Source organism: Candidatus Photodesmus katoptron Akat1 (genome assembly GCF_000478685.1).
GTDB lineage: Bacteria > Pseudomonadota > Gammaproteobacteria > Enterobacterales > Vibrionaceae > Vibrio > Vibrio anomalopis.
The window spans coordinates 143451-155258 of record NZ_AMSD01000002.1 but is presented as its reverse complement, the minus strand read 5'-3'; the positions used below and the strand labels follow the sequence as shown (position 1 = coordinate 155258).

The 11808-nt window shown below is 32.0% G+C and carries 12 protein-coding genes and 1 pseudogene; 1 reads left to right on the top strand and 12 read right to left on the bottom strand.

Annotated features, from left to right (window positions below; genetic code table 11):
- Window positions 1–54: 54 nt before the first annotated feature.
- The 10 genes and pseudogenes from rlmN to O1U_RS03215 all read right to left on the bottom strand — a co-directional run.
- Window positions 55–1161: a dual-specificity RNA methyltransferase RlmN gene (rlmN, locus tag O1U_RS03260; RefSeq protein WP_034411834.1), complete on the bottom strand. Its 1107-nt coding sequence runs from the start codon at window positions 1159–1161 to the stop codon at window positions 55–57.
- The gene (gene ndk / locus O1U_RS03255) at window positions 1158–1610 is read right to left on the bottom strand and encodes a nucleoside-diphosphate kinase (protein WP_016503973.1); all 453 of its coding nucleotides are present in this window, start codon (window positions 1608–1610) and stop codon (window positions 1158–1160) included. Before ndk ends, rlmN begins: the two co-directional genes overlap by 4 nt.
- Before the next feature lie 126 nt (window positions 1611–1736).
- Entirely contained in the window at window positions 1737–1934 is a 198-nt protein-coding gene (gene iscX / locus O1U_RS03250; RefSeq protein ID WP_016503972.1) for a Fe-S cluster assembly protein IscX, read from the bottom strand.
- Window positions 1935–1998: 64 nt separating this feature from the next.
- A complete protein-coding gene (fdx, locus tag O1U_RS03245) occupies window positions 1999–2337 on the bottom strand; it encodes an ISC system 2Fe-2S type ferredoxin (protein ID WP_016503971.1) in 339 nt (112 codons plus the stop codon).
- Between the two features lie 8 nt (window positions 2338–2345).
- Window positions 2346–4208 (bottom strand): Fe-S protein assembly chaperone HscA, encoded by a 1863-nt coding sequence (hscA, locus tag O1U_RS03240; RefSeq protein ID WP_016503970.1) that lies wholly within the window; start codon window positions 4206–4208, stop codon window positions 2346–2348.
- A gap of 34 nt (window positions 4209–4242) precedes the next feature.
- Window positions 4243–4755, bottom strand: coding sequence for a Fe-S protein assembly co-chaperone HscB (hscB, locus tag O1U_RS03235; RefSeq protein WP_016503969.1), 513 nt, complete (start codon window positions 4753–4755; stop codon window positions 4243–4245).
- Between the two features lie 62 nt (window positions 4756–4817).
- A complete protein-coding gene (gene iscA, locus O1U_RS03230; RefSeq protein ID WP_016503968.1) occupies window positions 4818–5144 on the bottom strand; it encodes an iron-sulfur cluster assembly protein IscA in 327 nt (108 codons plus the stop codon).
- Between the two features lie 15 nt (window positions 5145–5159).
- Entirely contained in the window at window positions 5160–5573 is a 414-nt protein-coding gene (gene iscU, locus O1U_RS03225) for a Fe-S cluster assembly scaffold IscU (protein ID WP_016503967.1), read from the bottom strand.
- Between the two features lie 85 nt (window positions 5574–5658).
- Window positions 5659–6873 (bottom strand): IscS subfamily cysteine desulfurase, encoded by a 1215-nt coding sequence (locus O1U_RS03220; protein WP_016503966.1) that lies wholly within the window; start codon window positions 6871–6873, stop codon window positions 5659–5661.
- A gap of 68 nt (window positions 6874–6941) precedes the next feature.
- Window positions 6942–7361, bottom strand: a pseudogene (locus tag O1U_RS03215) (Rrf2 family transcriptional regulator); the annotation flags it as partial.
- Window positions 7362–7607: 246 nt separating this feature from the next.
- On the opposite strand from O1U_RS03215, the gene suhB reads away from it, so the two are divergent.
- Window positions 7608–8411, top strand: coding sequence for an inositol-1-monophosphatase (gene suhB, locus O1U_RS03210; RefSeq protein WP_016503964.1), 804 nt, complete (start codon window positions 7608–7610; stop codon window positions 8409–8411).
- 67 nt (window positions 8412–8478) lie between these two features.
- Here suhB and O1U_RS03205 read toward each other — a convergent pair whose 3' ends face one another.
- Window positions 8479–11010: an AAA family ATPase gene (locus O1U_RS03205; protein WP_016503963.1), complete on the bottom strand. Its 2532-nt coding sequence runs from the start codon at window positions 11008–11010 to the stop codon at window positions 8479–8481.
- Window positions 11011–11076: 66 nt separating this feature from the next.
- Window positions 11077–11805 carry a peptidoglycan editing factor PgeF gene (pgeF, locus tag O1U_RS03200; RefSeq protein WP_016503962.1) on the bottom strand — a complete coding sequence of 243 codons (729 nt, stop codon included), beginning with the start codon at window positions 11803–11805 and terminating at the stop codon, window positions 11077–11079.
- Window positions 11806–11808 lie beyond the last annotated feature (3 nt).

The following is an 11808-nucleotide window of genomic DNA, read 5'->3' as shown; positions in this document are numbered from 1 at the left end:
TTTTTTAAACTTTATTAAAAAATAATACAAATCTAGAATAGCTGTTTTACTTATTTATGGAATTAATTTAGCGTTTATTATACTATTATCTCGACTAGTTCGATCAATAAACCCTCCCACTAACTGTCCACATGCAGCATCAATATCAGCACCACGAATTTTTCGCACTGTAACAGTATAATTATATTCTATTAATTTTTTGAAAAAACGAGACATTCTAGAACTACTCGTTCTATTATAAATAGAACCTGGATATGAATTAAAAGGAATCAGATTAATCTTGCATGGTGTATCTTTCATCAACTCAGCTAGTTCACAAGCATGGTCTACTTCGTCATTAATATGATCCAAAAGCACATATTCTAGTGTAACTTTTCCACGATTAGCGTGTGAAGAACTAATATAACGACGGACCGATTCGAGCAACTCTTTGATCCCCCAACGATGATTTATAGACATGATGCTATTGCGTAATGTATCATTAGGCGCATGTAAAGAAAGAGCCAGAGCTACATCTATATTACCGGTCATTTTATTAATACCTGACACAATACCCGAAGTTGAAACAGTAACATGACGTTTTGATAAGCCAAAAGCAAAATCATCTAGCATTAAACGCAAAGCTGGTAGGAGATTTTTTACATTGAGTAAGGGCTCTCCCATTCCCATAATTACTATATTACTAATTGGATAATAAGAAAACTGTTTTTTCATAACAATTTCACGTGCTGCCTGCCAAACTTGTCCAATTATTTCAGATACTTTAAGATTCCTATTAAAACCTTGCTGTGCTGTTGAACAAAATGAACAATTAAGTGCACAACCTACTTGAGAAGAAACACATAATGTAGCACGAGCATTTTCAGGAATATACACAGTTTCAATATTTTGATCACCAACTCGCATAAGCCATTTTATAGTGCCATCAATAGAATATTTTGTTTTGCAAATCAAAGGTGCTTGAATTTTACATCTAAACTTTAATTTCTTTATTAATTTTTTATTTAGATTAGTCATTTTATCAAAATCATTCACACCAAAGTGGTAAATCCACTTCATTACTTGCTCAGCACGAAACGCTTTTTCTTTTAATTCTTCGACAAAAAAACTACGCAAACTTGAACGATCAAAATCAAATAAATTTACAATATTAATAATTATGTACCCTCATACCCACAAAGATGGCGTGAATAAATTTCAGAGGAAGAGAAAAAAAAATTAATTTCACGAGCAGCAGATTCCAAAGTATCTGAACCATGAATAGAATTATGACAAATATCTAAAGCATAGTCAGATCGAATTGTCCCACATACTGCTGTTTCAGGAGGTATTGTACCTATCAACTCACGGTAACGAATAACCGCATTTTCCCCCTCTAAAACTTGAATAATAACAGGACCAGAAGTCATGAATTGTTTAAGTTCAAGAAAAAAATCTTTATCCTTATGCTCAAAATAAAAATGATCTACTTGTTTTTCAGTTAGATGAAGCATTTTAACCGCAATAATTTGAAAACCAGCTTTTTCAATTCGGAAAAAAATTTCACCAATCAAATTCCTTTTTACTGCATCAGGCTTAATAATAGAAAATGTTCTTTCTAAAGGGCTCATTTAATCATCCTTATTAAATTTACTTTAAAATTTTTTTCTTCATTAAGATAAAAACACTTCTAGTAATAGAAGGAGGATACTCAAACTTAACCTAAAAAGAGAAATAATCAAAATAAAAAATACACCTTAGTTTTCTGATTCGTCTATCCAACATAAAATAATAGCTTCTAAAATCTTTTCATTTGAATGATTAGGATCATCATCAAAATCATCTAACTCTAAAATCCAACGATACAAATCAGTAAACCGCACCGTTTTTGGATTAATATCAGGAAATGCGTTATATAACTCAATTGCAATATCACGTGAATCTGTCCATTTCATTATAAATTACCTCATTTAATTTGGATAAAGATACCTAATTTTGAAATAATCAATCTAATGATTACTAATATCTCTCAGATATATGATTTAATGTATATTTAGGAATCTCTATCACTAAATCTACATCAAGGATTTTAGCTTGACAAGAAAGACGTGATTGAGGATCAAGTCCCCATGCTTTATCTAACATATCGTCTTCTAATTCATCACTTGGTTCTAAAGAATCAAACCCTTCATGAATAATGACATGACAAGTGGTACATGCGCATGATTTTTCACAAGCATGCTCAATATCTATGCCATATCTCAAGGCTACATCAAGAAGTAACTCACTAGGTTTTGCTTCTAATACCACTCCACTTGGACAAAATTTCTCATTTGGTAAAATAATAATTTTTGACATTTGATCTCTTAAATATCGTTAATTGATTTTCCTGACAAGAGTTTTTTAATTGACTTATTTATTCGACGAGTAGCAAAGTCTGTGCTAGCATCATCTAATTTTTTTATTCCATTTCTAATTTTATCAACACTAATACCGTTAGAAAGTTTAGTTAATTTATTAATTGCATTAAATAGTTCATCCTTTTCAAAATCCGATAACATTTTATCACCATCGATTTGAATCGCTTTAATCAGACTATCAATAATACGCTCCGCCTTTACTCTTTGTTCTGCAAGGGCACGAGCATTTATATCTTGTTTATTATAACGCAAAGATTTTCTCAATATTTCATGAATTTCATCATTACTAAAAGCAAAGGAATGCTTCACTTGAATGGCTACTTTCTTTCCAGTACTTTTTTCAACAGCAGTAATAGACAATAAACCATCAGCATCAACTTGGTAAATTACTTGAATACGAGCAATGCCCGCAATCATAGGTGGAACTTTCAGAGTAAATTTAGCTAATGAGCGACAGTTACTAACCATTTCACGTTCACCTTGAACGACATGAATAGTTATTGCTGTTTGAGCATCCTTAAATGTTGTAAACTCTTGTGATCTTTCTACTGGAATCGTAGTATTGCGTGGAATAATTTTCTCAACTAAACCACCTGCAGTTTCAATTCCTAAAGATAAAGGGGTGACATCTAATAAAAGCATATTTTTTGCATTTACATTTAGTTTATTACCAACTAAAAGATCAGCCTGAATAGCGGCACCAATTGCTACAACTTCATCAGGATTAATACTAGTTAATGGAGTACGACTAAAAAAATTAGCAACCATTTCACGTACTAATGGAATACGAGTTGAACCCCCTACCATAATTACTTCCATAATTTCCTGTACATCAACTTCTGCATCTTTTAAAGCTCTATTACATATTAGTAAAGTTTGCTTTACTAAAGGTTTTATAATCTTATTCAAGTCTTCACAAGTGATGATTCCAGTCCAACCAAAAATTGAAACTTCAACTGAAGTTACATTAGATAAAGATATTTTTGCATTAGTTGCAACATCAAGCAATATACGACTCTGTTCAGCAGATAATTCGCCCTCTAGATTAATTTTATTAAGAAGATGCTCTGCAATCAAATAATCAAAATCATCTCCACCTAACTCAGAGTTTCCTCCAGTTGATAAAACTTCAAAAATACCTGATGATAATCGTAAAATTGAAATATCAAATGTACCACCACCTAAATCATAAACTACAATAATGCCTTCTTTACTTGTTGATTCTAAACCATAAGCAATAGCTGCTGCAGTTGGTTCATTTAACAGACGTAAAACATTAAGACCAGCAACAGCTGCTGCATTTTTAGTGCTCATACGTTGAGCATCATCAAAATAGGCTGGTACTGTAATGACCACCCCGTCAAGTTCACTACCTAATGCTTTCTTAGCTCGATAACTAAGGACCTTTAAAATATCAGATGAAATTTGTATAGAACTTTTATCGCCTTGATTAGTTTGAAACACTGGCAAACCACCAGTTCCTTTTTTGAATGAATAAGGCAAAAATGAATATCGCAAGCGAATATCATCAAGTGTACGCCCAATAAATCGCTTTATAGAAGTAATAGTACTATTAGAATCAGATTGGCCTTTTTCTTTTGCATTATAACCTACTAATACATCCTTATGTGTATAATGGACAATAGAGGGAAGAACACTTCGATTTTCATTATCTAAGCAAGTTCTTACTTCTCCATTTTTAACAATAGCTACTAATGAATTTGTAGTACCAAAATCTATTCCTGCAGAAGATTTATTTTTATTCAAAGAATGGTTTTGAACAGGTTCTGAAATTTGAACTAATGCCATATATGAATATGTCCTATTTTCTTTATCCTAGAATCTAGTTAAATAATTGATCTTCAATTTGCTCAATCCGGTTTTTTAATTTATCAAGAAATTTAAGTTGATTAACTCGTCTTTCTGCTTTTATCCACATATTATCCTGAAATTCCTGTTCTAGTAATACCAAATGATGTTCATATAAATTACTAATCTTACCATCAAAATCTGCAAGAGCAGATTTTGGATTAGTACCAAAAGATAGTTGATCTAATTCATCATGTAATTCTATATGCTTCACTAAAAATTCAGTGTCTTTAAATGGTTTTTGTCTAGAAATTTGTATGCCCTTTTCAGCTAACAAGTATTCAGCGCGACTGATAGGAGACTTTAAAACTCGATATGCATCATTAAGTTGCAAAGTTTTTTTAAATGCTGCTGAACGCTTCTCTTCTGAAGCAATTATAAAATTATCTGGATGAAAACATCTCTGGAGTTTTCTAAATTTAATAGAAAGAGAAACCTTATCCAATCCAAATTGCACTGGCAAACCAAACAATTCAAAATAATTCATCAAAAACAGTTCTCAGACCTAAGTTTTTTAATAAAAAATAAAACAACATTAAACATTAAACATTAAACATTAAAGCTTTCACCACAACCACACTTACTTTTTACATTTGGATTATCAAATTCAAAACCTTCATTCAAGCCATTTTTAACATAATTGAGTTTGGTTCCATCAAGATGGAGCAAACTTCTAGAATCAATAATTAGTTTTACTCCCATGCAACATTCAAAGACCTTATCATCTTTATTCAGTGTATCAGCAACCTCTAGAAAATATGTCATCCCAGAACAACCAGAGGCTTTTATACCAACCCGTAAACCAATACCCGAACCTCTATTTTTTAGGCAACTTTTAATCCTTCTAGCTGCTATTTCTGTCATCGTGATTGCCATATAAAACTCTCTAAATCAGGTTAGAATGCTAAATGCTATCTTTTTAAGCAGTAAAATGTTTTTTTTATAATCTTCAATTGCTGCTTTAATTGCATCTTCAGCTAAAATAGAACAATGAATCTTTACAGGAGGAAGCTCTAACTCTTCAGCAATTTCTATATTTTTAATAGAAATTGCTTCATCAATACTTTTACCTTTAACCCATTCAGTAATCAATGAACTAGAGGCAATTGCACTACCACAACCATACGTTTTAAATCTAGCATCTTCAATAATACCTTTAGATGTTACCTTAATTTGCAGTTTCATAACGTCACCACATGCTGGAGCACCAACCATACTACTTCCTACATTTGGATCTTCTTTATCAAAGGAGCCTACATTTCTTGGATTTTCATAGTGATCAATTACTTTTTCGCTATATGCCATAACCTTTAACTTTACCTCTAATGACTTAACCTCTAACTAATATCCTTTTTATTTACTTATCATGTCATGATATTGAAATTATTATTTAATGATGAACCCATTCAAAAGAGTTTAAATCAACACCATCTTTATACATATCCCAAAGAGGAGACATATTACGCAACTTCTTCACTGAAATACAAATTTGACGTACTGCATATTCAACTTCCTTTTCCGTTGTAAACCGACCAAATGAAAAACGAACTGAACTATGTGCAAGCTCATCATTAAGACCTAACGCGCGTAATACGTATGATGGTTCTAAACTAATTGAAGTACATGCGCTACCTGATGATACAGCAAGGTCTTTCAAAGACATCAATAAGGATTCACCTTCAACAAAAGCAAAACTAATATTTAAGTTATTAGGCAATCGTTGCTTTAAATCACCATTAATTGTTACTGCTTCCATATTTTCAATACCATTTAAGAAAATGTTACGTAACTTCTTGGCATGTATTAAATCTTTCTGCATATCTTCTTTGGCAATACGGAAAGCCTCTCCCATTCCAACTACTTGATGAGTAGCTAATGTACCAGAACGAAAACCACGTTCATGACCACCACCATGCATTTGTGCTTCTAAACGAATACGCGGTTTTCGACGGATATAAAGCGCTCCAATACCTTTAGGACCATAAATTTTATGTGCAGATAGGGAAATTAGATCTGCATGTAACTTTTGTACATCAATAGGAAGCTTTCCCGCAGACTGTGCTGCATCAATATGAAAAATAGCTTTATGCTCACGACATAAATCACCAATAGATGCAATATCTTGAATTACGCCTATCTCATTGTTTACATGCATAATAGAAACTAATATAGTATCCTTCCGTATAGCTGATTGCAGCTTATTAAGATCAATAATTCCATTAACTTCAGGCTTAATATAAGTTACTTCAAATCCCTCTCGTTCCAGTTTACGACATGGATCAAGCACAGCCTTATGCTCTGTTTTACAAGTAACAATATGCTTACCCTTTTTATTGTAAAAATGAGCAACACCTTTGATTGCAAGATTATCAGATTCTGTTGCGCCTGATGTAAATATAACTTCACGAGGATCCGCATTTAGCAGATTTGCAATTTGCTCACGAGCTAAGTCAACTGCCTCTTCTGCCTGCCAACCATATCGATGAGAACGAGATGCAGGATTACCAAAATTACCATCCATTGTCATATATTGAATCATTTTCTTAGCAACACGGGGATCAACAGGACATGTAGCTGAATAATCAAAATAAATAGGTAATTTCATTTTTTACTCCAAAAAATAAAAATTATCATGGAAGATGGCTAATTTAAATAGAACTTTTACTTGAAAATATTTGAAATTTCAAGCAGTTGAGTATTATTCATAAGTTCACCTAGTGTAATAGTATGTAAAAGCTCACTAATACGTGAACCTAACTCTTTCCATAATGCATGCGTTAAACAAGGTGCACCAGCTCGACAATCTGTTTTTCCATTACACTTCGTTATATCAACAGATCCATCTACGGCAGTAATTATAGTACCAATTGAAATTTCAAATGAATCTGCACCAAGTTTATAACCACCTCCTGGACCACGAATACTAATAACTAACCCTGACTTACGTAATTTTGAAAATAACTGCCCTAAATAAGGAAGCGAAATACCTTGGCGTTCTGATATATCTGAAAGAGATACCGCTCTTTCTCTTGAATACAATGCTAGATCTAACATAGCAGTTGTTGCATATCTTCCTCTAGAGGTAAGTTTCATAGCAAAATATTAGATTTCTTTTACATGGGAAGGATTTTTACATACCTGACTAAAATAGTCAAGTATTATAGTGTGTAATCCAAAATAAGATAACAAATATTGAATACTCAAACAATGTTATTAATTTCTTCTAGTGATGCCAGAAAAAGTATAGTTTTCTGTGAATTCTATACTTCCATTTTTTGAGAATCATAGTACACTTGCTTCAAAAGTATTATTCTCTAATATAATAGAGAGGAGAGTTATATGCATCCAATGCTTAATATTGCGATTCGTGCTGCAAGAAAGGCAGGTAACCATATCACTAAGTCCTTCTCAAATTTTGGTAAACTCAAATTAACTCAAAAAGGACCAAATGACTTCGTCACAAATATAGATAAAGAAGCGGAAATTATAATCATTGATATTATTCAAAATGCATATCCTACACATTCCATTCTTTCAGAAGAAGTGGGATTTATCAAGGGGAATCACAGCAATGTGCAATGGTATATTGATCCACTAGATGGAACAAAAAATTTTATAAAATCCTTACCACATTTTGCAGTATCAATTGCAGCTAGTATAAATAATAAAGCCGAGGTTGCCTGTGTATATGATCCAATGCTTAATGAATTATTTACAGCTCAACGTGGGGCAGGTGCGAGATTAAACAATACACGTATCCGTATTAAAGAAGTTAAGGAACTAAAAAATATGATTGTAGCGACTAACTTCCTATTTAAAAATAAAAAATACTCTGATTCTTACATAAAGATAATGACTTCTATGCTGACTAATTTTTCTGGAATACGCTGTACTGGTTCTGCAGCTTTAGATCTTTGTTACCTTGCAGCAAGTCGGATTGATGCTTATTTTGAATTAGCTTTAAAACCTTGGGATATAGCTGCAGGGATACTAATTGCTAGAGAGGCTGGTGCTATTTTAACAGATTATGCTGGGGGTATTGAATATCTGAATTCAGGAAACTTAGTTGGTGCAGGTGCGAGAAACATAAAATTTATCATTAATCAAACTCGTGAAATAGCGGAACTGACTAAAATGCATTAAAAAGATAAATTTTTCAATAATAGTTTCATTTAACTAACGGAAATTGCATTTTTTTTAACTAGTAATTTTATTTTTTATCTCTATAAAATTCATCAGAGAGAATTACTCTGGCGAGTTGGTTTTCTATTTTTTGTTGTATCGCTCTCTTTAATTGTCTTGCGCCAAATAGCGGGTCAAAACCAATTTGAGCAATTAAATCTAAAACATCGTTCGATACATTAAGTTCGTAACCATTTATTTCCATACGATTAATCAAATTTTCTAACTCAATCTTTGCAATTTTTTTTATATTATCTATAGTAAGAGGATTAAATACAACATTTTCATCTATTCTATTTAAAAATTCTGGACGGAATTGTTTATTAAGTAGACCCATGATTTCATTTTTAATTTCTTGGTAATCTAGAACTGTATTTCTTTGAATCCATTCTGATCCTAAATTGGATGTCATAATTATAACTGTATTACGAAAATTAACAGTACGGCCCTGAGAGTCTGTTAAACGCCCATCATCAAGCACCTGCAATAAAATATTGAATATATCAGGGTGTGCCTTTTCTATCTCATCTAATAATATTACAGAATAAGGTTTTCTACGTACAGCTTCTGTTAAATAACCACCATTTTCATAACCAACATAACCTGGAGGAGCACCAACTAAACGAGCAACAGAATGTTTTTCCATAAACTCTGACATATCTAGACGAATTAAAGAATCTTCACTGTTAAACATAAAATATGCTAATACTTTACAAAGTTTTGTTTTCCCCACCCCAGTTTGTCCTAAAAATAGAAATGTTCCTACTGGTTTATTTGGATCAGATAAACCACATCTATTTCGTCTAATAGCATCAGATACCACCTTTATAGCTTTGCTTTGACCAATGACCCTCTGATGTAGGAAATTTTCCATACAAAGTAATTTTTCTTTTTCTTCTGTAAGTATTTGACATACCGGAATACCTGTTTGCTTAGAAAGTACTTCTGCAATTTCATGGTCAGTTACTTTATTACGTAACAGTGTTGATTCTTTTATTTCAGATTGAATAATTTGCTTTAATTGCCTTTCTAACTTAGGAATACGGCTATACTGTAACTCTGACATTCTATTTAAATCAGCAATTCGAGCTGCACATTCCATATCTATTCGAGCTTGCTCTAATGCACTCTTCATATATTGAGCATCTGATAACATTGCTTTTTCCGAATTCCATATTTTTTCCAGTTTAGAAAAAGCATTTTCTTTATCTTTTAATTCTAATTTAATAGTCTCTAATCGCTTCTTACTAACCATATCATTTTTACTATTTAATGCTTTTTGCTCAATTTTAAGTTGAATAATTTTTCGTTCAAGCTGAACTAAAGATTTTGGTTTAGAATCAATTTGCATACGAATACTTGATGCTGCTTCATCCATTAAGTCGATAGCTTTATCTGGCAATTGCCGATCTGAAATATAACGATGTGATAAACTAGCTGATGCTACAATAGCAAGATCTGTAATTTCGACATGGTGATAAAGTTCATAACGCTCTTTTAGACCACGTAATATTGAAATAGTATCGTTTACTGTAGGTTCATCGATTAAAATTTTTTGAAAACGACGCTCAATAGCAGGATCTTTTTCAATATACTGACAATATTTATCTAAAGTTGTCGCACCTACACAATGTAATTCACTACGAGAAAGAGCTAGTTTTAATATATTTCCAGCATCTATTGCATCTTCAGATTTACCTACACCTGCTATAGTATGCAACTCATCAATAAAAAGTATTATATTACCTTCTTGATGAAAAATTTCATTCAATACTGATTTAAGACGTTCTTCAAATTCAGCTCTATATTTTGCACCAGTTATAAGTGCTACCATATCAAGAATAAGAAGACGTTTTCCTATCAATCCTTCTGGAACTTCATTATTTACAATACGTTGTGCTAACCCTTCAACAATAGCAGTTTTCCCTACACCAGGCTTTCCAATAATAACTGGATTATTTTTACTTCTTCTTTGTAGTATTTGTATAGTCCGACGAATTTCATTATTTCTACCAATTACAGGGTCAATCTTTCCTTCCTTTGCATGCTTTGTTAAATCAATAGTAAACTTGTTTAATACTCCTTTTAATTCTTTAGTATTGCTAATATTAATTTGCTTACTTTTATGCATTTGCTCTATTACATCTAATAGTTTTTCTTCTGTTAGATAAAATTTTTTTAACAAAATACCTAGAACGCCGTTATCTTCAATTGCTGCAAGTAAAAATACTTCAGGTGATATATAAGAATCTTGACGTTTTTTTGCTATAAGATTACATAAATTAAATAATCGTCCTATAGAACTAGAAAATTTCAGTTCATTATCAATACTACTTGCCTTTGATACATTTTCTAAAAAGAAATTTAATCTTGAATTCATTTGAAAAATATCAATATCTAGCATAGTTAATAAAACACGAATAGAATTTGCACTTCGATCATCCAGTAATGCACGCATTAAATGTATGGGTTCTATATATTTATGAAGATGACTTAATGCTAAATCATAACTATTAGAAATAGCTAATTGTAATTTATCAGTAAACCTATCCAGATGCATCTCAACTCTCTTAAAGCAATTTAATTAAAAAATAAATTACCTTTTTTACGTTTATAATTTAGGGTATTAATCTTCAATCCAAATAAAAGAGGCCTGACGTCCAGTAACACCATCTCGCCGATAAGAAAAAAAACAATCATTATTGAAAGTACATAACCCACTATTGACTACCTTTGTTACACCTATTTTATGAAGTAATTTGCTTGCTAGTAAAGGTAGGTTAACTAGATATTTATTAACAGATTGTTTCAATTGAAAAGATTGAAACATACTAATATCAGCATCAACAAATGCCTGTATGACTTCTTCTCCGACTTCAAAAAATGAATCACTAATTGTAGGGCCTAACCAAGCAATAACCTCTCCATCAAATTTATTTAACGCATTCTCAATTATGCCATTAGCAAGACCCCTCCAACCAGCATGCAATGCAGCAATTTGAGTACCTCGTATATCAGTAAGCAAAATAGGAAGGCAATCAGCCGTCATCACAGCACAAATAATATTATCAGATTGAGTGAAAATTCCATCAGCTTTTAGTATATCAATAGGTGGATAAAATACTTCTTCCACGCAATTTGAATGAGTCTGTTTAAGCCAAACAGGATATGATGGCATAGCAGTCAGTTTTGTTAAATACTGGCGATTTTTATGAACTAAATCCAAATCATCTCCAACATGAATGGAAAGGTTTAATTCATTGTATGGAAAGGAAGAAAAACCACCAACTCGAGTTGATGATATAGCTTTAACATGTTTAGGCACTACCCAATTAGGAATGATATAACTGAACATATG

Bases quoted from the DNA above. Each gene is read 5' to 3' on its own strand.
- ndk (WP_016503973.1), bottom strand. From the start codon at position 1,610: ATGAGCCCTTTAGAAAGAACATTTTCTATTATTAAGCCTGATGCAGTA.
- iscX (WP_016503972.1), bottom strand. From the start codon at position 1,934: ATGAAATGGACAGATTCACGTGATATTGCAATTGAGTTATATAACGCA.
- fdx (WP_016503971.1), bottom strand. From the start codon at position 2,337: ATGTCAAAAATTATTATTTTACCAAATGAGAAATTTTGTCCAAGTGGA.
- hscA (WP_016503970.1), bottom strand. From the start codon at position 4,208: ATGGCATTAGTTCAAATTTCAGAACCTGTTCAAAACCATTCTTTGAAT.
- hscB (WP_016503969.1), bottom strand. From the start codon at position 4,755: ATGAATTATTTTGAATTGTTTGGTTTGCCAGTGCAATTTGGATTGGAT.
- iscA (WP_016503968.1), bottom strand. From the start codon at position 5,144: ATGGCAATCACGATGACAGAAATAGCAGCTAGAAGGATTAAAAGTTGC.
- iscU (WP_016503967.1), bottom strand. From the start codon at position 5,573: ATGGCATATAGCGAAAAAGTAATTGATCACTATGAAAATCCAAGAAAT.
- O1U_RS03220 (WP_016503966.1), bottom strand. From the start codon at position 6,873: ATGAAATTACCTATTTATTTTGATTATTCAGCTACATGTCCTGTTGAT.
- suhB (WP_016503964.1), top strand. From the start codon at position 7,608: ATGCATCCAATGCTTAATATTGCGATTCGTGCTGCAAGAAAGGCAGGT.
- O1U_RS03205 (WP_016503963.1), bottom strand. From the start codon at position 11,010: ATGCATCTGGATAGGTTTACTGATAAATTACAATTAGCTATTTCTAAT.
- pgeF (WP_016503962.1), bottom strand. From the start codon at position 11,805: ATGTTCAGTTATATCATTCCTAATTGGGTAGTGCCTAAACATGTTAAA.